This window comes from Chryseobacterium sp. HNCC26DJ239 (genome assembly GCF_057180445.1).
Map to the genome: position 1 here is coordinate 382852 of NZ_JBXUGJ010000002.1, position 23472 is coordinate 406323.

Here is a 23472-nt window from a genome sequence, read left to right on the forward strand (position 1 = left end):
TTCAAAAATAATGTATTATTAGTAAAAACAAAAGCGGTAATCCAGAACAGAGTTCAACGCCGAAAGAGAAGTAAGAGTCACGATTGGTATTTTTGGAAAAATAAATAAGGGCAAACGTTACAACAGACGCTAAGGAAAAACTGATGAAATATTGAGTTTTAAGATAGAAAACCGATAAAATACAAGCCAAAAAAACTAAAATATAAGCTAAATACTTGGTATTTTGAATCCCGATTAATTTAGGAAATGTCATTACCGTATCATTTTTCATATCCCGAATGTCGAATGGTAAAACCAAAGCCGTAATGAACAAAAAGCTAATTAAAAATATTGGAATATTGAATTCCGGCAATGTGAGCCAACAATTCATCAAACCCCAAACTAATCCTACATAAAAAACTTTCAATAAAGGTATTTTTCTGATGTAAGTTTCTAAAAACTGAGAATTATAGAGCAATCCTAAAACGACGATGATAAAATATTTCAGTAAACGAATTTCATTATGATTGAGGATAATGAAAATGGCAGAGAAAATTCCTGCAAGTGCGTTAATGAAAAGGATTTTATAAAAGTATTTGGTTTTCTGATATTTCGTGTACAAATATCCGCTGAAATACGTTATGAATAAAAGTGCAACCGTTGGCCAACGGAATGTATTTTGCTCAAGCATAAAGAAAACTGCAAAAAAAGTTCCCATCAATGAGACAAAAATTTGGCTGTCGATGAGGTATTTTTTCAGTAATTTTAAAGCAATCATTTATCAAAAATAAAACATATGAAAAGATTTTCCAAGATTTTATTCCTTTTGCTTGTAGTATTGTCTGTTACAAGTCTTTCTGCACAGGATTTTTACAAGAATCAGTGGAAGAAAATACAGGAGAATTCTAAAGCTGGAAAGTTTAAAAGCAATCTTCCCATCATTACCGAAACACAAAAACGAGCTATGAAAGAAAATAACACGATAGAATTGATAAAAACGCTCAAAGCAGAGTTTTTGATTCTTAATCGAACTTCTGATGACGAAAATAACGATGCTTCCTCAAAATTTTTCGCAAAATTAAAACAAACCGAAAGTCAGTTGAAAGGAGACGATAAAATCTTCTTTTCTACTTTGATTCCGAGTTTTGTGAGTGATTATTTTCAGGAAAATGAGTGGGAAATTGTAGAAAGAACCAATGTTGTAAGTGCAGATGTTGCGACAATTGAAACGTGGTCTAAACTCGATTTTAAAAATTATTTTACCCAAACTTTTGCAAAGTTGGACGCTTCAAATGGGGAGCTTAAAAAAATGAGTTTCTCAAAATATAAAGAAGTTTTTTCCAACAGTGAAGATTCCAGCTATTTTCCGACAGTTTACGATTGGTATGTTTTAGAGAAAATTAAATTTTTGCGAGATTCAAGTTTGTTTACAAAAGATGAAATGGAGGTGAACGAAACTAAAATAAAAACTCTTTTTGACGAAGAAATCGCTTCAAATTCAGGAAACGCAAAACTTTATTTTTCTCATGAAAAATTAAAAGAAGAATGCAGATTTTCTCAATGCAAAGACCAATTAGAACGACTTCAAAATTTAGCAAAATCTAATGAAAAAGGCGATTACAAGGTTTTTATCTATGAAGAAATTGCGCAGATCTTGTGGAGAAACGAAAAGCCAAAAGAGGCTTTAGCAGTTATTAATCAAGCAAAAAAAGAATTTCCTAATTCTGCGTACTTGAATAATGTTCAAGGTATTGAAAATCAAATTCTTAATGAAACTTTAAATATTATTTATGATGCTGAAACACAGGCGAATAAACCTATTCATTTTGTGGCTCAATTTAAAAATGTGAATCATTTTGACCTTCATATTTATAAAGTTGATGACGTGAACGATTATATTTCTTTTGCGCAAAATCATTCGTTTTCAAAGATTAAAAAAACGCTCATTAGAAAAGAGAAATATCAGTTGAACGACCCAAAAGATTACGTTCAGCATTCTACTTCTTTAGAAATAAAACCGTTGCCTTCGGGAATTTATTTAGTGAAATATTTTGTAGATGAAAATAGCGATAATTCCGAAAAAGAAGTTTTCCAGTTTTTTGTTTCAGAAAATAAGGTGATTTATCATAAAAAAGCAGACCTGAAGAATCCAACGAATGTTTTAAAACTGGTGAATAGTGAAAATGGAGTCGCTTTAGCCAATGAAAATTTAGTTTTATATGAGTTTTCTGGGGGTAAAATATTGTCGGAGAATAAAGTAATTACCGATAAAGATGGATTGTTTTCTTTTCCAAAGACTAAAAGCAATGAATATTACGGAAATTTTTTAATTAGTCAGCCGAGTAGCAGGAGTTTTCAAAAACTTAGTTTTTATGGCGAATATTACTATGAAAGAAATACTTCTTCGGTAGAAAACAAAAAAGCACAGATTTTTACAGATAGAGCCATTTACCGACCTGGGCAAACCGTTTATTTTAAAGTAATCAATACTCAATATCTTGAAGGGAAAGAATCTGTTGTAGCGAGAGAAAAGCAAAAAATCAAGTTAAAAGATGCCAATGAACAAGAAGTTGCTTCGCAGGAGTTTGTAACGAATGAATTTGGCTCTTATCATGGAAGTTTTGTCTTACCAAAAGGAAAAATGAACGGAGAATTTATTCTTCAAACAGATGGTATAGCCTCAGATTATCATTATATTCAGGTTGAAGAATATAAAAGACCAAAATTTGAAGTCACTTTTGAACCGATAAAAGAAGAGTACAAATACGGACAAACCTTAGAATTGAAAGGAAAAGCGATGATGTTTTCTGGCGTTGCTTTGAGCAATACAAAGGTGAGTTACGAGATTAAAAAGTACAATATTCGTTGGAGATATTTTTCGTGGTTTCCTCGTGATTACGGTAATGAAAACTCAATTTTGGGCGAAGTAAAAACAGACGAAAAAGGAGAGTTTGTAATAAAAGTTGAGCTTAAAAAAGATGAAAAAATTGAAGGAATTCAAATTGATAATTTTGCAGTAAATGCTTCTGTTACGGATATTAACGGCGAAACGCAATTTGCCGATACCAATGTGAAAGTAGCTTCGGTTTCTCATTACATCAAAGCTGAACAGGTAAAAAATACTTTTGATGATGAAAAAGTAACCTTAAAAGTCGAAACTAAAAATTACAACGAACAAAACCTTAAAAAATCTTATCAAGTAAAGCTTTCAAAATTAACATCTAACGAAAGAATTTTTAGAAATACTTTTAAAGGAGTTGTTCAGGATTTTCCGCAGATGTCGAAGTCTGAATTTGTGACTCAATTTCCTCACGACCGTTTCGATAAAGAAGATATTGAAGAAAACAGAAAAGTAGAAAATACAATTCTTAACGGAGCGGTTCATAATGAAGAGCTGCTCGATTTGGGTAAACTTCAACCCGGAAATTATACCTTAGAATTATACAATATTGAAGGAAAAGACACGATAAAAACGCAGCAGAATTTTGCAGTGTACAGCAAAAAAGCGGTGGCAAAAAACCAAAATATTTTCTTAGAAATTGTTCAGCCTAAAAACGAAGTGAAAAGAGGGGAAAGTTCCGAAATTTTTGTGTACTCTTCCATTCCGGATGCTTTGGTGAATGTCTTTGTGCAAGATGGAGTGAATCCTGTAATAAGCTCGGTTCAGAAAATGAAAAATGGCGTGTTGAAATTTCCATTCACAGCGCCACAAGATAAGCAAATTTCAAATCTTAATTTTTCGTTTCAAATTGTGGCTTTCAATGATGTTCAAACCGAAGTTGCGAATGTTTCTGTTATAGATTCTGAAGAGCCATTAAAAATTGAAACTGTTACGTTTAGAGATAAAATCCAGCCCAATTCTAAAGAAAAATGGACTGTAAAAATAGTAGGCAACACTTCGAATTCGCACAGTACGAGTGAGAAAATAACAGCGGAAGTGCTTGCAAATATGTATGATATGTCTTTAGACCAGTTCCGAAGCAATCGTTTTGCTTGGGAAGCTTTGATTCAGTTTAATGACAACTTCCAAAATTATTCTATGGATGATTATCTTCAAAGAGGATATTATCAAAAGAACTTTAAATATTTACAAAGGGATTACTTAAAAACTCCAGAATTTAGTTGGAAGTATTATCTTATATTTGAGGGTGAAAGTGATGCAGATCTAGATGGTATTAGTGATATGAATGATGCTTGTCCAACTGTTCCAGGATCATCTCGGTATAGAGGTTGTCCTCAACCAAAAGCTATGGTAGCTGAAGAAGTTACTATGTCTCTGAGAGGAAGATTAGCTGGAGTTAGTGTAAGTGATAATGCAGTTGAAATTGTTAATTCTGGAAGACAATTAACAGAAGAAGAGAAGAAACAATATACTGATGTTATTGACCCTTTAGATGTGCAGGAAAGATTATTAAAAGCAGTTCCAGTTCGCCAAAACTTAAATGAAACCGCCTTTTTCTACCCCAATTTATTAACCGATAAAGACGGCAATGTTTCCTTTGAATTTACTTCTCCGGAAGCATTAACGAAGTGGAAATTAATGTTTTTAGCGCACACAAAAGACGCAAGAGCAGCGACTTTAGAAAAAGAGGTTGTGACACAGAAAGAATTTTCGGTTACGCCAAATTATCCACGATTTTTAAGAGAAGGAGACGAGTTGAATTTACAATCTAAATTATCAAATCTTACGTCTTCACCGCTCAATGGTTCTGCAACTTTACAGATTTTGGATGCGTTCACCAACGAAGATGTTTCTTCGAAATTTGGATTGAATTCTGCACTTCTAAACTTTACGATAAAAGAAAACGGAAATACTGCCCTTACTTGGAAAGTAAAAGTTCCAGCGAATGTGGAATCTATTATCTTGAAAGTTGTCGCCAAAGCTGGTAATTTTTCAGATGGGGAACAAAAAGCGGTGGCTGTTTTGCCCAATCGAATGTTGATAACGGAAGCTGTTCCTGTTTTCGTGAAAGAAGGTGAAACCAAAACTTTTGTCTTAGAAAACCTGAAAAATACAGATTCTAAAACACTTTCAAATGTTTCTAATACGCTGGAATTAACGACAAATCCTATTTGGGAAATTATGTTTGCGTTACCAAGTTTGAAAAACGACCAACACAATTCCGCAGACGTTGTGTTTAATAAATGGTTTGCCGATGTTTTGGCTTCCGAAATTTTCAAAGCAAATCCTAAAATGAAAACTGTTTTTGAGGAATATCAATCTAAAGGTTTGCTGGTTTCCAATTTAGAGAAAAATCAAGAACTGAAACAAACATTATTAGATGAAACGCCTTGGGTTTTGGAATCTAAAAATGAAACCGAACAAATGGCAAAATTAGCTTTGCTTTTTGATGTAAATACGATGAAAAATTCCATCAATCAAGATTGGTCAGATTTGGTAAAACTTCAAAATCCTGATGGTGGTTTTTCGTGGTATTCTGGGTATCCGACTTCGTATTCAACTTCGTTGTATGTACTTAAAAATTTAGGGAAAATCAATCTTTGGCTAAAAGGTAATCTTACAGATTATCAATCTTCCGAGCAAAAAGAAATGGTTACTAAATTGATTAATTATGTCGATAACGAAATTCAAAAATATTATGCTTCGACTTTACTCAGCAACCAATCGGACAGTGAGCAAAATGGAAAACCGGTTGCTGAGCGTAGCCGAAGCAACGTTTGGAGTAACTATGTTTTAGAATACCTCAACGCAAGAAATTACTGGGAAAAAGAATTTCCATTAAAAGGAAAAGGTTTAGCCCTGAAATCTGCCGTGAAAGAAAAAGCGAAAACGGCAAAAATCACCGATTTTACGTTCTTTGGATTACATCGTGCTGCTTTGTTGATGAATGACTACGGTTTGAAAGAGATTTCAAATAAATTAATGACTTATTTAAAAGAAACTTCGGTAGATTCTAAAAATCAAGGGGTTTATTGGAAGCAAAATTTAGATGATTGGGGTTGGTTCAGCTCAAAAGTTGTGAATCAGGCAGGAGCTTTGGAAGCTTTTAATCAATTAAAATCTGAAGACCAAAAGTTTATCGAAGACATGAAAGTTTGGCTAATTACACAGAAAGAAGTGAATTCTTGGGGAAGTTCTCGCGGAACTGCAGAAGTGATTTTTACGATTTTAAATTCTGGAAAATCATGGACGAGTGCAGAATCTGATAAAGCAGAAATTACTTGGGGCGGAAAGAAATTACAACCTCAAAATCAAGCAACGGCTTATGTGAAACAGGCGATTAATTCTGATAATTTAGACAAAAATTTGGCAACTGTTACCATCAAAAAAGATAGTCCGGGAATTGTACAGGGAGGTTTATTCTGGCAATATTATGAAGATTTAGATAAAATAAAATCTTCTGAAAATTATCTTTCTGTTACCAAAGAATTGTACAAAAAAGTAAAAACGGTAAACGGTGAAGAACTTCAAAAAATAACCTCGGAAACTCCGCTGAAAGTTGGTGATAAAGTTACGGTTAGAATGATTTTGAATACAGACCGCGCAATGGAATTTATTCAAATTAAAGACATGAGAGCGGCTGGTTTTGAGCCTTTAACAACGATTTCCGGTTATCAATGGAATAATTCTTTAGGGTATTATCAATCGACGAAAGATGCTTCCACTAATTTCTATATCGAAACTATGCCAAAAGGAAGATACGTTTTTGAATATGATTTAATTTGCAACGCGTCCGGAGTTTTTTCAAACGGAATTACGACCATTCAAAACTATTATGCGCCGCAAATGAGTTCTCATACGAAGGGAATAAAGGTGGAAATCAACGAGTAAGAATTTTAAAATACATTATAAACGCAATCGGTTTTTAGCCGGTTGCGTTTTTTTATTTACGTCTCATTATGAATAATTCACAAGGCTTTTGTGGGAAAAGTTAAAATTTAAACAAAAAAAACTAATATCTTTGTTTTAGTACAATACATTAAAATATGGAAAATGTTTTTAACGCGCAAGACGCTCAGAATTACATTAATAGAATAAATAATCTGGTAGAAGATACACATGGTTTGTGGGGAAGAATGACGGTAGACCAAATGTTGGCACACTGTAACGTAACGTACGAAATGGTGTATGAACCAGAAAAACATAAAAAACCGGGTGCTATTGCAAAATTTATCCTTAAAAGTTTTGTGAAACCTAAAGTGGTAAGCGACAAATCGTACCCAAGAGATTCTCCTACTGCGCCACAGTTTATCATCGCAAACAGAAGAAATTTTAATGATGAAAAGAAAAGATTGATTGGTTTTATCCAAAAAACACAACAATTAGGCGCGGAAGCTTTCGAAGGCAAAGATTCATTTTCTTTCGGGAAATTAAGTTCAAAGGAATGGAATAATATGTTTGCAAAGCATCTTAACCATCATCTTGCACAGTTTGGAGTGTAAGAATACAATTATAAATTTCCTTTAGGCACAAATAATATCTTTTAGCATAGGCTAAAAATTAATTTTCATACCATGAGAAAACTTCTATTTCTTTTTTTATTATGTTCGGCGTTTTGTTTTGCGCAAATGCCCGATATTTCTAAAGTTTGGCTCAATAACAGCAAGCCTTATTTAGGAACGATTGGCAAAGACGGAGAGGTTTTAAAACTCAAAATCAATATTTCTGAACAGGATAAGAAAAACGACCAGGAATACTTTGTTTCTGGCTATTCTTTGGTGGATAAAGTGTATGCTAAGTTTGAAGGAAAAATAAAAATCACCAAGTATAAAGATTCAAAAAAGAAAGGAACTGTTTACGGGGAGTACGATTTGGCTGAAGAAAATAAAGGTAAACACTCAGGTCAGTTTAAAGGGAAATTTATTTACACATTTACTTGGGATAAAGATAAAGAACAAATTGAAAATCAATACATCGATTTAATAGGAGATTGGTTAAGTTATGATAAAACCATGACCTTTAAAACGAGGCTTAAAAATCAATAAAAATGCTGAAAAGAATACTTGCTGTTGTGGGTGGAATTGTAACGGCAAACGTTATCATTATCATCAATGAGATGATAAATCATAAATTATATCCGCTTCCGCCTGGAGTTTCTTACGAAACCAATAAAGAAGCTTTCTTTAAATATGTTGAAACAGTTCCTGTAGAAGCTAAATTGATGATTATCTTTGGATACGCTGTTGCAGCATTTGCAGGAGGTTTTGTTGCAACTAAAATAAAAAACGATGGAAATCGTTATTATGCGCTAATTGTTGGCGGATTTCTTTTGGCCGCAACTATTTTAAATTTTATGATGATGCCTATTCATACTCCAATTTGGATATGGGTTTTAGGTGTTGCAGCACCGTTCTTGGCAATAGTAGGTTTTAAATTAGCTTCAAATAAAGAATAAATTATGAAATTAGGTGTATTTTCTTTGAGTCTGAGTGTAAAAGACCTTGCAAAATCTAAAGAATTTTACGAAAAACTAGGCTTTTCTTCCATGGGAGGAAGCATGGAGCATAATTATCTCATCATGAAAAACGGAAGTACGTTAATAGGACTTTTCCAGGCCATGTTCGATGGGAATATGCTTACATTTAATCCGGGTTGGGATGAAAATGCTCAGAACTTGGAAGATTTTGATGATGTAAGAGAAATTCAGAAAAAACTTTTAGAAAGTGGAGTAGAGCTTGATAAATTGGCAGACGAAAATACTTCCGGTCCCGAACATATTTTCCTAAAAGATCCAGATGGAAATATGATTCTTATAGACCAACATAGATAAGCTTTTCGATAGAGAAAATTAATAAAAAAGGCGACCAACTTTGGTCGCCTTTTGTGTAATGTATGGTTTGTTTTATCTTTAGCTTATGGGCAAGTAGGGGTTATGAAACAATTCCATTGAGCTCCGTCATAAATTTTTAAACATTTAGCGAAAGTGTCGTACACCATCATTCCTTCAACTGGGTTTGTAATCTTCGAATTACTGTCGTTAGACAGATAGTTGGTTGCGGTTGTTTGTGCAGGGTCACTGGTCATTCTTGTTATAACAAATCCTTTAATGTTCGATTCTAAAACTGTATGTGCGGAGTTTCTGTTCATTGGCCAGTTTCCGTTGTCTGCTCCCGCTCTTTTTAATAAGGAAATGCCATGTTTGGAGCCTTCTGGAGTTCCTAAAACAGAAGCTGGATCATAGCAAAAACATGAGTTTATGAGACTGTTTGTGGAATTTCTGATGGTTTGTCCGGTTCCGGCAATGGTCGGAATTCCTAAAGTTGTTGAGGTTGATCCCACAGTTGTTCCTAAATTAAGTAAAACAGATTGGTTGTATCCCGACAATCCCGAAACAGTTGGGTTTACCCCATTTCCTCCTTGTAATGTTCCTCCAGAAGCAACCAAACTTGTTTTAGGAATGGTGGTGTTTCCTCCTTCACCAGCATCTGGACATCCGTCGTTATCAGAATCCAAATCTAAGTAATCGGGAATCGTATCAGAATCAGTATCTCTACTTACACATACAGAAACACTGTCGATAAAATTACCTAGCGAGATATTTCCACCACTAGAAGATACCGCTTCGAATGAAAAACTAATAGTACTTGCCGTTGCTGCCGTAACATTAAAGCTTCCATTTATGTATCGCCATGCTGTTCTATCATCAGAAATGTCTTGTGTTTGTAAAGTTGTAGTTCCTTGTTTTGCGGTAACTCTCATTACATCAACACCCGCTCTGCCTCGATGGGCAAGCCCCCAAGTGATAACATAAGATCCTGCAGATGGTAAATTGATGTTTTGTAATAGAGCTCCATTGTCATAAGCGTTTAGTTCAACAAATTGATTTCCTGTAAAAGCAGAGAAAGAGTTGAATCCAGATCTCCAAATTTCAATATTTCCTGGGGTTGTATTTGCTGTTCCACAGCTTCTCCCTGTGCCATCAGTTCCTAAAGAATCCCATCCTGGAAATGAAGTTGAAGGGATGATTGAGGAGCTTGGAGGGTTACAATTTAGGTTGGGTAATTCAAAATCGCCATTTGTAATGGTAGAAAGACATCTACCTTCGTCTGTATCTAAAATACCATCGTTGTCACTATCCAAATCACATGCGTTTATAACTACATCTGCATCAGAATCGTTAATATTATTGGCGCAATATTCAATATCAAAAATATCTATTGCCATATTGGTGTCTGCGCTAGTAGAGCCTCCTGTTGCGATAAACTCTATTTTATCTACAGGGATGGGGCAGGAGTTGGTAGATAATAATTCAAAAACATAAATTTGATGCGCAAAAGTACTTGTTCCATTGAGCGTATTTCCCGAAATTGATAATCCCTGTGGAGTGTAAAATACATTGCTAATGGTACTTCCAGCAGGTGTACTAAACTGATATTCTGTAATACTCGTATTGGTTATTCGGTAGAGAGTAGAGCCGCTGTAGAGATTGATAGTAAGCAATTCTGTTGAGGCTCCTGATCCAAAATCTATGTCTGCAACTTTAAATCTTACATTGTAAATAGGTTTGGTATAGGTAAGTGTTGCAGTTTTAGTCTCGCCACTTCTTATAAGACCAGAGATGTTTATACCATAAGTATCCCCGCCTAAAGCTGTATTTCTTGCCGAAAAAGTTGTAGGAGTTGTAACGTTTAAGAAGCCATTTCCTCTGCCATTAGTTAAAGTAAGTGTGACATTATCTCCAGAAGAATAACCTGCCATTTGTATAGTTTGAGAAACCGGAGCTGTGGTTGTGTTCGCACTCAAGCCTGAAAAGCTTGTCATATCGGTTATGCCACAATTGGTTTGTGCTTTTACTGAATTTAAATTAACAATCATTAAGCCTAAAATAGCGTATATTGCCTTTTCAAACAATAAATTAAATAATCTATCCTTCATTTATATTTTTCTTTTTTTTGCTTTTGCGAAATATCGCAGTGTGATATATAATGATAATCGTTGCTAATATAAAATTTAGATTTCAAAAAAAAATCTTTTCATAAATATTTTTTTCTAAAAATCATGTAATTAATTTAAAATCAAAAACTTTTATTTATGCTTATCATTAATATTTTTTAATTTTTAAATCTATAATAGATGATTTTTAACAAAAAATGCGTTTTTATGGAAATTGTATCACAATTTTTATGATAACCGTAGTTTTTTTGTTATCATATTTTTGTGATGCTTAATTTTTTTTTCAAGTGAATGGCGAGTCAATATTATAAATTTGTAAATTGCTCAAAATTTTTGATTTCAAGGGTGTTTTTCAGTGTTTCTTAATTCTTTTTAGTTAAAATTATTTGCTTGAGAGAATAAGTTAAGCACTTGAAAGCTTTGATTAGACTGTTGTATTTACAACAACAACAACAACAACAACAACAACAACAACAAACTTTTAAACTATATATTTTATGGCACAAGTAAATGCTTATTTAACATTCAATGGAAATTGCGAAGAAGCGTTCAATTTTTACAAATCTGTTTTCGGTGGCGATTTCGCTTATATCGGTCGTTTTGGAGAAATGCCTCCAATGGAAGGTGCAGGAGAAATGTCTGAGGAAGAAAAAAACAAGGTGATGCACGTTTCGCTTCCAATTTCTGAAGAAACTGTTTTGATGGGTTCAGATACAGGCGGAGAATGGGCTTCTCATTTTCAAGCGGGGAACAATATTTCAATTTCTATCAACACCGCATCGAAAGAAGAAGCAGATAAATTATTCAACGGTCTTTCTGAAGGCGGAATGGTTACCATGCCTCTTGCAGAAACGTTTTGGGGAGCTTATTTTGGAATGTGGACAGATAAATTCGGCATCAATTGGATGGTAAATTATGACGATCCTGCAAAAATGCAGCAACATCCTTAAAATCAATAGTAAAATATACAGCCGTCAGATTTTTCTGGCGGTTTTTTATTGTTTTAGTTTCAAAAATCAGTACTTTAGTTAGGTAATTTTGGTAAAGGTTTAAATGTTTTATAATGACAATTTGACTATTTTTTAGATGGCTAAAATGAATATGAAAGTGCAATCGTCATTTTTATAACAGAAAAATCAGTCTCTTTGTCTTTTGATTGATAATCAGTATTGATTTTGCTTTATTTGATAGAAGAAATAAATTACCCTTCACATCGACTTTTTTCTGATTTTAAAATTTCAAATTAAAAACTCACAGATTTATTATGATTCATGACTACGTTATTATTTCCATTGCGGTTCTTCTCTCTGTGATGATATTGGTAATGATTGGGCAAAAACTAAAGGTTGCATATCCTATTTTTTTAGTAATTGCAGGTTTGTTAGTAAGCTTCGTACCAGGAATGCCACAGATTGAGATAGAACCAGATTTGGTTTTTCTAATTTTTTTACCGCCTATTTTATTTGAAGCAGCTTGGTTTACATCTTGGCAGGATTTTCATAAGTGGCGAAGGCAGATTTTCTCTATGGCTTTTGGTTTGGTTTTTCTCACCTCAATTGTGGTGGCTTATGTTTCGTCGTCTATTATCCCGGGTCTGACTGTAGCGATGGGTTTTCTTTTGGGGGGAGTCAATTCGCCTCCAGATGCGGTTGCCGCAACTTCGGTTTTAAAAAATATGAAGATTCCGAAAAAAATTACTTCGGTTTTGGAAGGTGAAAGCTTAATAAACGATGCATCGAGTTTAATTGTTTTTAAATTTGCTTTAGCAGCGGTAATTTCGGGGCAATTTGTATTTCGTGAAGCTGTGCAAGATTTTTTTACGATGGCGATTGGCGGTGTTGCTATTGGAATCGCTTGTGGAATCGTTTTTGGCAAGTTTTTGAGATTAATCCCCTCCAATTCTAATATTGATACAGTTATTACGATTATTGTTCCTTACGTAATGTATGTTGCGGCAGAACATTTCCATTTTTCTGGTGTTTTGGCGGTTGTTGCAGGTGGTTTGTTGATGTCTTACAACTCACATTGTTATTTAAGCCATACCTCAAGAATTCAAACAGGCAATGTGTGGAGTGTTATCATATTTTTAATGAATACCATTATTTTTATTCTTATTGGCTTAGAACTTCCGGTTGTGGTAGAAGCAATGAAAGAATATACTATTTCCGAAGGTATTTTTTACAGTATAATCATTGGAGGAGCGATTATTTTTACAAGATTAGTTTACAGTTATTCACTCGTTTATGTACCCTGGCTTTTATCCAGAAAAAGGAAGCAAGACGTACCAAAACCAGATTGGAAAGAACCTTTTATCATTAGTTTTGCGGCGATGAGAGGTGTGGTTTCTTTGGCGGCTGCATTGTCGATTCCGGTATATATTGCTCCGGGAGAAGTTTTTCCGCATAGAAACATCATTTTGTTTGTTACCTTTGTTATCATTTTAATTACTTTAGTTGGGCAAGGTTTATTGCTTACTCCAATTCTGAAATGGTTGAATATTGAAGACGCGGGAAGTGAGTTGCCAGAAGAAAAGCAGGAAGCTATTTTGATGAAAAAGTTGAAAGAAACAGCATTAGAAAAGCTAAATACCGATTTTTCTGAGTTATCTGAAAATAACAAACTGGTGCAACATCTTATTTATAAATTGGAAAATGAGATGAAATTAATGGCAGATAAAGCACAATGTATGGCTTCTACGGTAGACTATGTTCAAGCAATGAACGAAACTAAAGATGTTCTGAGGCAGGTTATTCAAACTCAGCGAAATGAACTGCATCGTATGAAGCGAGAAAAAATATTCGACGACCATGTGATGAGAACCATAGAAATGCAACTCGATTTTGAGGAAGCAAAAATTACAGGTTTCTCTCATGGATAATGATAAAAATAAACACTAAAAACTAATACTTATGAATACTCCAATTGAAATTCACTGCGAAATAAAAGCTTCTCCCGAAACGGTTTGGAATGCTTTAACTAATAAAGTCGAAATGAAAAAATGGTACTTCGATATTCAAGATTTTGAACCTGTCGTGGGAACTGTTTTCGATTTTTACGAGCCGGGCGACCATAAAAAATACCATCATATTGGTGAAGTTTTAGAAGTGGTTCCGCAGAAAAAAATATCTTACACTTGGGCGTATCCAGATTTTTCGAAAGAAAAAACCGCTGTAACTTGGGAAATTGATACTTTGGAAAACGGCGAAACTTCCGTAAAAGTAACACATTTTGACATTGAAAAATTTCATGATTTAGGTGAAAACTTTTCTCGTAAAAGCTTCGCTGAAGGTTGGAGAGGAATTTTGAACCAAAGTTTGAAACCGTATTTGGAGAAACAATAATCTTTTATAGTAGAAAATGACAAAATTCAACAATCTTAGACCAATTCTTTGGACTAATTCTTTTGAGGAAACACTCAAATTTTACACGGAGATTCTGGGCTTTACCATTCATGAGCAAAATAATGACTGGCAATGGGCATCTCTCGATAAAGATTCGGTTTTACTGATGATTTCTAAAGCTAATGAACATTCAAAATGTAAAGAAATTGGCTTTTCTGGTTCATTTTATTTTAATGTAGATGAGGTTGATGTTTTGTGGCAAGATTTAAAAGATAAAGCTGAAATTTGCTACGAAATTGAAACTTTCGATTGGGAAATGAGAGAGTTTGCCATCTATGATAATAACGGTTACATTTTGCAGTTTGGGCAGAATGTTTCTGAAATTAGCAAAGAGCGATAAATTTTCCTATTTTTGAGAAAATTTTTTAAATAGAATATGAAAAATAAAATCATAGTAGGTTTTGCTGCGCTTTTGATGATTGTTTCTTGTAAAAACGACGAGAAAGTTCTCAATACGCTTGCAGACTACAACAATTCTATGGAAGCAACAGGCTATCATTTTGGCGACAAATTGCAACTTCCACAAGATGTTTTAGATTATGCAGAAAGCATTACCATTAGTTTTGGAGACAAAGAAACGTCTAATCTAGCCATCGATCCTAAGTATTTTATGTTGGGAGATAATGCTGTGACTTTTAAAATTAAAACTAAAAGTGGCGAAAATATCGAGTCTGATGCCACTATTTATGTATACGGTAAAATTGAGGAGCAAAACCTGAATTATGAGATCGTAGCAGAATATCCTCACGACTCTGCAAACTTTGTTCAGGGCTTTCAAATGGAGGGTAATTTAATCTATGAAAGTGATGGGCAAAATGGTTCTTCAAGATTAATTGCTTATAAATTAGGAGATACTACTCCGGTAAAAGAAACGAAACAAGCAGATGATATTTTTTCTGAAGGAAGTACGATCGTAGGAGATAAAATCTATCAGTTGACTTGGAAAAATAAGATTGGATTTGTTTATAATAAAAGTGATTTAAAACCTGTTTCGCAGTTTTCTTATCCAAATATGATTTTAGAAGGTTGGGGAATTACTTATGATGGTAAAAACCTTATCGCTTCAGACGGAACCAAAAATCTTTATTTTTTGAATCCGCAAGATCCTTCAAAATTGGTGAAATATATTTCTGTTGCAGGGAATAAATCGGTTTATGACCAACTGAATGAGCTTGAATATTACCAAGGTTTTGTATATGCCAACGTTTGGCACCAACCAATTATCTTAAAAATTGACCCAAAAACAGGCGAAGTAGTGGGTAAGTTTGATTTTACAAAAATTGCAGAGCAATACACTAATAATGAAATTAATCCAAATGCAGATTCTGAGCATGTGTTAAACGGAATCGCATTTAAAGGTTCAAATATGTTGGTGACGGGTAAAAATTGGTCAAAAATTTACGAAGTAGCAATTAAATAGTTAAATTGAAAAAGCAATTTCGTTTATCCATATAAAGTATGTAAATTGTCAGCGTTCCGCAAGGAACGCTTTCTTAGTAAAAAAGATATTGAGGTTACTTAATTTTATTTTCATTGTTTTGTTCTGTACGGTTTCTGCGCAGAAAGCTCTTCCATTAGATACTTTAAAACTAAAGGAGGCAAGAGATTTTTTTGCCGACGATTATGGTAATTTGTACATCTACAAAAGCAAAGATTTCAGCCTTACTAAATATGATACGCTGGGAAAACAGATTGGGCAAATGATGTTGACGGTGCCTTTTAAAATTCAAACGGTGCAAAACCCGCTCAATATCCCCATGTTTTCTGAAAACGGACAAGAAATGAAGTTTGCCGATCAAAACCTTAATGATATTCAGAAAATAGATTTCAAGCAGAAATTTAGCTTTATAAAACATGCGTACGCAGAAGATTTGCAGCAAATTTGGCTCTTAGACGAGAGTACGAGAAGATTGTTGCAGTATAATTTCAGAAACGATACGACCATAAATTCTTATCCTTTTGATGGTGGTTTTGATGATATAATTGATCTTTTGGTTTTTGAAAACAAAGTGTATATTCTGAGTAAAGATTTATTTAGAGTTTACAGTTTAAAGTTTGAAAAGCTTTTTGAAACGGAGGTTAAAGACGCAAAACGTTTCCGTAGAGAAAACGAAATGGTATTGATTATTACTAAAAACAGTATTTTAAGATACAGCCCAGATCAAAAAATATCTAAAATTTTCGAAGACCTTGATGCGCAAATTGTGGATAAAAATAGCCTCGCTTTTTTTGAAATAAAAGACAACAAACTCTATCTTTACACCCCCGAAACTCTACAGCAAATTCAAAAGCTGAAAGAAGTTGAAGCTCAGAAAAAAGAACTCGAAAAATCGATTGAAAATCTTGAAAAAGAAAAAGAGAAAAAAGGCGATGTAGAGAAAGTAATTAATGAAATTGAAGAAATCGGGTTCTAATTAAAAAAAATAAGAAATAGAAAAATGCATATAGCGGTTACAGGAAATATTGGAGCAGGAAAAACCACTTTAACAACAATGTTGGCAAAACATTACGGTTGGGATGCACAGTTTGAAGATGTAGATCATAACCCATATTTGGAAGATTTTTATGCAGATATGAGTAAATGGAGTTTTGCTCTGCAGATTTATTTTTTAGGAAGCCGTTTCAGACAAGTGAAGGAAATTCGTGAAAGTGGAAAAAACATTATTCAGGACAGAACGATTTATGAAGATGCGCATATTTTTGCTGAAAACTTGAATGATATGAAACTGCTTTCAGATCGTGATTATGCGAATTATGCGTCGGTTTTCAACTTAATGAAAACTTTTGTTTCGGCTCCTGATCTTTTAATTTATCTAAAATCTGACGTGCCCAATTTGGTAAAGAAAATTTACAAAAGAGGAAGAGAATACGAAGCGTCAATCAGTATTGAATACCTTTCAAAACTAAATCAGAAATACGAAAAATGGATTTCTAATTATACCGAAGGTAAATTGTTGGTAATTGAGGTTGATGATTTAGACTTTGTAGAAAAACCAGAAGATTTTGGCTTTATTCTTGAAAAAATAGAAGCAGAACTCAACGGATTGTTTTAACTTTGAAGTTCAAATTTTAAATTAATAATGATATGATCTTGAAAGTTTTACACAACGGAAATTGTTCCAAATCTAGAGCTATTTTGGAATATCTTGATGAAAACGGAGTTGCTTTCGAGATTATTGATCTGATGGAAGATCCTCTTTCTGTTGTTGAGATTAAGACAGTGCTTAAAAAGCTGAATCAAAGTGTACACGATCTTATAAGAAAAACAGATCGTCTGTATTTGGAAAATTTTGCAGATAAAGAGCTTTCAGATGATGAATGGATTAAAATTTTATCAGAAAATCCATCGCTTATACAAAGACCTGTTATTATAAAAGGTTCTGTAGCAATGTTGGGAAGGCCTATTGAAAATGTAAAATTATTTTTAGAAAAATAAAAAAGTCAGCTTGAAAAAGCTGACTTTAATTTTATCGTGCATGCTTAAAATTTATAGAAGAATAACACCTTCAATCTTAGCAATTTCTTGGTAAATATTTACCACCTGATCGGCGTCCAAAACAAAAGCATTAATATTACATGCTGTATATTTTCCGTTTTTGCTTTCTCTGTTTCCTAAAGTAAATTTAATCCCGTCGAAAACTTTGTAAATTTCTGTCAGCTTCGCCTGATCTGTCGGAATAATAAATTTGAATAAGTAATCTTCCGGAAAATCGTGATGATCTGTTAGCTTTTCTTTCAAAGAAGCGTAAAAATCTTCCGGACTTGCGTGTTGGTTTCCTTGTAAAATATCCATCTGCTTTATTTTTTTTATAATGTAACGTGCTACTTTTTGCCTAAAGGACCTAAAAGTGCTTGTGAATTCTGGATTTCGTAATCTTCAATAATGTTGAAAAGTCCGTTTACCATTTGTTCTGATGCCAAAGTACTTAAACCACCTGCGTTTACAGAAGTTTTAGTTCCACCAAGAAGGCTTCCTAAAAGATTGCTTCCAGAGAGTGCGGTGTTGATAGTTTTTGCAATACCATATTTATTAAGTTCTTGCTCAACTCGAGGTGCGATCGCTTGTATAAGCTGCGTTTGCGTTTTTTCTTTCAGGATTAATGTTGCGGTGCCTTTTTCTCCCTGAATAATTCTTGTTACATCCTGTGAATTAAGACTGTTTACAGCACCTTCAAGAATGGGTTTAGAAATATTAACGGTATAAACGGCTGCTTCCGCAATATATTCTCTTTCTTTTTGAACAATGGAAGGAGCAATTTTTTCTAGAGTAGTATTAATATCTCTCAATTGTTTTGGAAGTGCTTTATCTACAAGGTTATTTTGCATAAAGGCTTCTTTGTTTCCATAAATGTTGGCTCCTTTATTAATTCCACCAAGAAGCACTTTCTTAATTACCGCCAAACCAATGTCTGATGTAGCTAGAGAAGTGCAAGATTGTACTGTTGTGGTAATGAAATAGCCAGTTCCGAAAATAAGGGTTGCAGCTATGATATATTTTTTCATAATACTTTTTAAAAATATAAAGGTTCAAATATAACACCAAAAATTAATAAGTTAAAATTTAGAAGGTAAATAGGTTCAAACTATAATCTTGGAAAATGTTAAAATTAGGAATATGTTTAAGAAAAAATCAATGTTTTGCATAGCTTACTTCTATTTTTAGGGAAGGTAAATGCTTCGAAACGACAAAATAACTGAAAAAACCACTGAAAATATGATAAACATTTTAATTTAAATTAACGAAATATTAATAAATAAAGCAATTATATTGTTTGAATTGTGTTTTTTTTGTTAAAATTCTATTTTTTTTAAGAAAAATTAACATGTTAATTTTTTTTTGCTATTTTTGAATTAATGTCTTTTTTTGAGAAAAAGAATGACAATTAAGAAAAAAAGAAACTATATGAAACAAAGTAATTTAAAGTATTCCACCCTAATTGCGGTTCTTTACTTCGGTATGAACGTAAATGGGCAGACTGCTCCGAAAGACACTCTTGCAAAAGAGCAAAAAATTGAGGAAGTAGTAATGATTGGGTATGGTACCGCTAAGAAAAGAGATCTTACGGGATCGATTGTAAAAGTAGATGGAGCAGAAGTTGCAGACAAGCCAGCATCTAACCCAGTAAACTCTTTGCAAGGTAAAGTAGCCGGTTTGTCGGTTGTAAACTCTGGTCAACCAGGTTCGCAGGCTGATGTTAGAATTAGAGGTACAGTAACTATTAATGGTGTTAACCCGGTTTACATTGTAGATGGGGTTTTTGCAAATAATATTGACTTTCTAAACCCTGCAGATATAGAGTCGATGGAGATTTTGAAAGATCCTTCATCACTTGCAATTTTTGGTAGCCGTGGTGCAAATGGAGCAATCATCGTTACTACCAAAAGAGGAAAAGCGGGTAGAACTAGTGTGAGTTTATCTTCATCAGTTGGAGTAAAATCTTTAGATAACCGTCCAAATATTACCAATGCAGAGCAATTTAGAACTTTGTATAATGAAGATTTGATTAATCAAGGGTTGCCTGCTTACAATTTATTTAATGTTTTCAATGCAGATACAAATTGGGTAGATGTTATTCGCAATAAAGGCGGGATGATGCAACAGCACAATATTACCATCGCAAACGGTAGTGAAAATAATAGAGTGAGTTTTTCATTCGGGTATCAAACGGAAGAGGGGTCTATTAAGTATGAAGATTACGAAAGACTTACGATGAAGTTTAATGATGATTTGAAAATTAGCAAAGGTTTAAGAGCAGGTTTTGGTTTTACTGGTGCTTACGGAAAACTTCCTCAACTAAGAGGTTTCACATCTTCTCTAAATGCTACGCCAGTAGTCGCTCCTATCAATTTGAATCCAGGTCAATACTATGGTTTATATAACTCTTTACCACAACAGATTGGAGCTGCACAAATTGGAAACCCTTTAGCTCTTGTTGAAGGACACAAGTATACTCAATTAAATAAAGACTTTCAATTTAACCCTAATGCTTATTTAGAATTCGATTTCTTTAAACATTTTACGTTTAGATCTAATTATTTTTTAACTTATAGAAACGGAACTGGAAGGGGGTACGAGCCAATTTTCAATGTCTATATTTCTGAAACCAATAGTGTTTCACCTTATTCAGGTAGATTACTTACATCGATCAATCAATTTGAAAACAGAGACTTATCTTTCCAACAAAACCAGTTATTGACTTATAAGAACAAGTTTGGAGGTCATGATTTGACAGTAATGGCAGGTTTCGAAACTATCAATCGTGAATATAACAGCATGTCTGGAAGTGCAAGAAGTAGTCTTTCTAATCCGTTGGGGCAAATACCTAATAATCCAAGGTTTTGGTATTTAAATTCGGATTTTGTTGATTCTACCACTAGAACTGTCAACAGCAGCCAATATAAGCAAAAACAAGTTTCTTATTTCGGAAGAGCGTTATATAGCTTCAATAATAAATATATGTTGAATGCATCATTAAGAAATGATGGTTCTTCAATGTTAGCACCTGGTAACAGATTCGATTGGTTCTGGTCAGTTGGAGGAGCTTGGGAAGTTACAAAAGAAGATTTTATGAAAAATGTTTCAGGTATTAATTTATTAAAACTTAAAGCATCATACGGAGATTTAGGTAATCAATTTACACCTTATAGTTATTTTGGTTATCCAGTTTATGTAGAAGGAGGTACAGGAGTATTTAATGGAAACTTATATCCTGCATTTGTTAAGCAGTTTGAGGAAGCTACAGATCTTACATGGGAACATTTAAAATCTTATGAATTTGGTTTAGAGTCTATGTTCTTCAATAGAAAATTATCATTTGAAGCAGCGTATTATAACAAAAAAACAGAAGATCTGTTGAATTATGTTATTGGAAACCCTAATTATTTTATGAATGCTGGTTCTATTGAAGCCAAAGGTTTCGAATTTACTGCAGGATGGAAAGATAGTTTAAAGGGAGGTGATTTTTCTTACTATATTAACGGAAATTTAACTACTACAAAAACTAAAGTTTTAAATACGCTTGAAGATGGTTACCAAACTTTCTATGGACCTGCTATTTACAAAGCTGGTTTACCTGTAGGAGCTTTCTATGGGTATGTTGTTGAGGGAATTTATCAGACGAAAGCAGATATTTTATTGTCACCTACATCAACGATTGGAAATCCTGCTCCTGGTGATTTTAAATATAAAGACGTAAATGGAGATGGACAAATTACACCAGCTGATAGAACGATGATTGGTAATCCTACTCCTGATTTTACGTACGGATTTAGTGTAGGAGCTGATTATAAAGGTTTCTTCTTGAATGCTGATTTCTATGGTGTTTATGGTAATGAAGTATTTAGAGATTGGGGTAATGGAAACTCTTTTGCTCCTTTTAATTATAGAACAGAAAGATTAGATCGTTGGACTGGTGCGGGAACTTCGAATTGGGAACCAAGAAGTTATTCAGCTTCTGCATATAACAGAGAAAACTCTACATATATGATTGAAGATGGAAGCTTTTTTAGAATTAGAAATGTTCAGTTAGGATATAATTTTGATAGGGAAATGGTATCAAGATATAAACTACAAGGATTAAAAATCTACTTTAACGTACAGAACCTGAAAACATGGGATAATGTAAATGGTTTTACTCCTGAATTTGGAGGTTCAGCTACACAATTTGGTGTTAATACCAGTGGTTATCCAAACCCTAGAATTACAAGTTTAGGAATCAACGCAACTTTTTAAATGAATCATAATGAAAATTAATTATAAAAAAATTGCCATAATTGGCGCAATGTCTGTCGCAGCACTTTCTTTTAATAGCTGTGGTGATGATTGGTTAGATGAAAAACCTGAAGGAAGACCGGTTCTTGATGAAGTACCCGTTGGAGGTTTTGAAGCTCTAGCTTTCGGTTTGTATGCTAGTTTTAGAACTGAGGGAGGCGTGAGTGATTTTAGTTATGTTTGGACCCACTGTATTAGGGCTGACGATAACGAAAAAGGTAGTACAGCCTCGGATGCATCCGCAGATGGAAATGTTTTTAACAACTTTGGATATGTAGCAACTAATGGGCACATTAAAAATGATTGGAATGGTCATTACAAAATTATTTATGATTGTAATGAATTAATAAATACTGCTGTTGCTAGTGGGGATACATCTCAAGGAACCTTAACAAATATTGCAGAAGCAAAAGCATTAAGAGCATTTTGTTATTTCGAATTAAGAAGAGATTTTGGAGAGGTGCCAATAAATCTTAAGACAATTGATATTCCTCAGGATGAGATTGCAGCAAAAAATACAATTGCCCAGGTAGATGCACAGATTTTGAAAGATTTAACTGAAGCAGAACCTTATTTACCAACGCAGTGGGCAAGTGTTTATCTTGGACGTGCCACAAAAGGAATGGTAAATACATTAATGGCTAAGCTATATTTATATCAAGGTAACTGGGCAAAAGCTTTACAACATGCTGAAATTGTTATCAATTCTGGCGCTTATACCTTAAATTCATCTTACGATAATGAGTTTACTAAGGCAGGCAATAATTCAAAAGAATCAATTTTTGAAATTCAGAAAACTTATGATTATCCAACTAAATATAGTAACAATTTTTATGAATGTCAAGGTGTAAGAGGTTCGGGAACTTGGGATTTAGGATGGGGATTCAACGTTCCTTCAACAAATTTAGTAAGTGCTTATGAAACAGGGGATTTAAGAAAACAAACAACAATACTAGTTTCAGGAGGACCAGATATTTACAATACATCAGGATACACTTTACCTGCGGGTCCAAATAATACAAATCCTGTTTTAGCACAACAATATTGGAATGGGAAAGCATATACTTTACCTGCAGAAAGAATCCAATATGCTCAGAATAAAAATCACTGGGAAAATATCAAGATTTTGCGTTACGCAGATGTAATTTTAATTGCAGCAGAAGCAGCAAATGAATTAGGCCAAACAGCAACAGCAACTACTTATCTTAATAGAATAAGAACTCGTGCAGGATTAAGTGGTACGACTGCAACTACTCAGGCAAACATTAGAACTGCAATTAAACAAGAAAGAAGAGTAGAATTTGGGATGGAATTTGAAAGATTTTATGATCTAGTAAGATGGAATGATGCAACAACAGTTCTAGCATCTTACGGTTATGCTGATCGAAATAAGCATTTCCCTATTCCTCAAGAAGCTATAGATAAGGCTCAGGGAGTTTTAGTTCAAAATCCTAACTATTAATATT

General features: G+C 33.7%; 19 protein-coding genes. 15 read left to right on the forward strand and 4 right to left on the reverse strand.

Features of this window, described 5'->3' with window-relative positions:
* Position 1: 1 nt before the first annotated feature.
* On the reverse strand, positions 2-757 hold the full coding sequence (locus tag AC2A1D_RS05505; protein ID WP_484042626.1) for a UbiA prenyltransferase family protein: 756 nt from the start codon (positions 755-757) through the stop codon (positions 2-4).
* An 18-nt stretch (positions 758-775) separates the two neighbouring features.
* Here AC2A1D_RS05505 and AC2A1D_RS05510 point away from each other — a divergent pair, with 18 nt between their 5' ends.
* The 5 genes from AC2A1D_RS05510 to AC2A1D_RS05530 all read left to right on the forward strand — a co-directional run bounded on the left by AC2A1D_RS05510 (position 776) and on the right by AC2A1D_RS05530 (position 8711).
* Positions 776-6772, forward strand: coding sequence for an alpha-2-macroglobulin family protein (locus tag AC2A1D_RS05510; RefSeq protein ID WP_484042627.1), 5997 nt, complete (start codon positions 776-778; stop codon positions 6770-6772).
* 155 nt (positions 6773-6927) lie between these two features.
* Positions 6928-7383, forward strand: a complete 456-nt coding sequence (locus AC2A1D_RS05515; RefSeq protein ID WP_484042628.1) for a DUF1569 domain-containing protein — start codon at positions 6928-6930, stop codon at positions 7381-7383.
* 72 nt (positions 7384-7455) lie between these two features.
* On the forward strand, positions 7456-7926 hold the full coding sequence (locus AC2A1D_RS05520) for a hypothetical protein (protein ID WP_484042629.1): 471 nt from the start codon (positions 7456-7458) through the stop codon (positions 7924-7926).
* 2 nt (positions 7927-7928) lie between these two features.
* Positions 7929-8336, forward strand: coding sequence for a hypothetical protein (locus AC2A1D_RS05525; RefSeq protein ID WP_484042630.1), 408 nt, complete (start codon positions 7929-7931; stop codon positions 8334-8336).
* A gap of 3 nt (positions 8337-8339) precedes the next feature.
* Complete coding sequence (locus tag AC2A1D_RS05530; protein ID WP_484042631.1) at positions 8340-8711, forward strand: VOC family protein; 372 nt, start codon at positions 8340-8342, stop codon at positions 8709-8711.
* Between the two features lie 83 nt (positions 8712-8794).
* Here the strand turns inward: AC2A1D_RS05530 and AC2A1D_RS05535 are convergent, their stop codons facing one another.
* A complete protein-coding gene (locus AC2A1D_RS05535; RefSeq protein WP_484042632.1) occupies positions 8795-10816 on the reverse strand; it encodes a hypothetical protein in 2022 nt (673 codons plus the stop codon).
* A 515-nt stretch (positions 10817-11331) separates the two neighbouring features.
* Between AC2A1D_RS05535 and AC2A1D_RS05540 the strand changes: the two genes are divergently transcribed.
* The 8 genes from AC2A1D_RS05540 to AC2A1D_RS05575 all read left to right on the forward strand — a co-directional run bounded on the left by AC2A1D_RS05540 (position 11332) and on the right by AC2A1D_RS05575 (position 17671).
* Positions 11332-11784, forward strand: a complete 453-nt coding sequence (locus AC2A1D_RS05540) for a VOC family protein (protein WP_484042633.1) — start codon at positions 11332-11334, stop codon at positions 11782-11784.
* 314 nt (positions 11785-12098) lie between these two features.
* Positions 12099-13712, forward strand: coding sequence for a Na+/H+ antiporter (locus AC2A1D_RS05545; RefSeq protein ID WP_484042634.1), 1614 nt, complete (start codon positions 12099-12101; stop codon positions 13710-13712).
* A gap of 31 nt (positions 13713-13743) precedes the next feature.
* A complete protein-coding gene (locus AC2A1D_RS05550) occupies positions 13744-14175 on the forward strand; it encodes an SRPBCC family protein (protein WP_484042635.1) in 432 nt (143 codons plus the stop codon).
* Positions 14176-14191: 16 nt separating this feature from the next.
* Positions 14192-14575, forward strand: coding sequence for a VOC family protein (locus AC2A1D_RS05555; RefSeq protein WP_484042636.1), 384 nt, complete (start codon positions 14192-14194; stop codon positions 14573-14575).
* Positions 14576-14611: 36 nt separating this feature from the next.
* Positions 14612-15655, forward strand: a complete 1044-nt coding sequence (locus tag AC2A1D_RS05560) for a glutaminyl-peptide cyclotransferase (RefSeq protein ID WP_484042637.1) — start codon at positions 14612-14614, stop codon at positions 15653-15655.
* An 88-nt stretch (positions 15656-15743) separates the two neighbouring features.
* Complete coding sequence (locus AC2A1D_RS05565; protein WP_484042638.1) at positions 15744-16649, forward strand: hypothetical protein; 906 nt, start codon at positions 15744-15746, stop codon at positions 16647-16649.
* 24 nt (positions 16650-16673) lie between these two features.
* Positions 16674-17288, forward strand: coding sequence for a deoxynucleoside kinase (locus tag AC2A1D_RS05570; protein ID WP_484042639.1), 615 nt, complete (start codon positions 16674-16676; stop codon positions 17286-17288).
* A 32-nt stretch (positions 17289-17320) separates the two neighbouring features.
* On the forward strand, positions 17321-17671 hold the full coding sequence (locus tag AC2A1D_RS05575) for an ArsC/Spx/MgsR family protein (protein WP_484042640.1): 351 nt from the start codon (positions 17321-17323) through the stop codon (positions 17669-17671).
* A 51-nt stretch (positions 17672-17722) separates the two neighbouring features.
* Here AC2A1D_RS05575 and AC2A1D_RS05580 read toward each other — a convergent pair whose 3' ends face one another.
* Positions 17723-18028, reverse strand: coding sequence for a DUF493 family protein (locus AC2A1D_RS05580; protein ID WP_484042641.1), 306 nt, complete (start codon positions 18026-18028; stop codon positions 17723-17725).
* 29 nt (positions 18029-18057) lie between these two features.
* Positions 18058-18738, reverse strand: a complete 681-nt coding sequence (locus tag AC2A1D_RS05585) for a DUF4197 family protein (protein ID WP_484042642.1) — start codon at positions 18736-18738, stop codon at positions 18058-18060.
* A gap of 400 nt (positions 18739-19138) precedes the next feature.
* Here AC2A1D_RS05585 and AC2A1D_RS05590 point away from each other — a divergent pair, with 400 nt between their 5' ends.
* Both AC2A1D_RS05590 and AC2A1D_RS05595 read left to right on the forward strand, forming a co-directional pair.
* Positions 19139-21967 (forward strand): SusC/RagA family TonB-linked outer membrane protein, encoded by a 2829-nt coding sequence (locus tag AC2A1D_RS05590; RefSeq protein WP_484042643.1) that lies wholly within the window; start codon positions 19139-19141, stop codon positions 21965-21967.
* Positions 21968-22016: 49 nt separating this feature from the next.
* Positions 22017-23468: a RagB/SusD family nutrient uptake outer membrane protein gene (locus AC2A1D_RS05595; RefSeq protein WP_484042644.1), complete on the forward strand. Its 1452-nt coding sequence runs from the start codon at positions 22017-22019 to the stop codon at positions 23466-23468.
* Positions 23469-23472 lie beyond the last annotated feature (4 nt).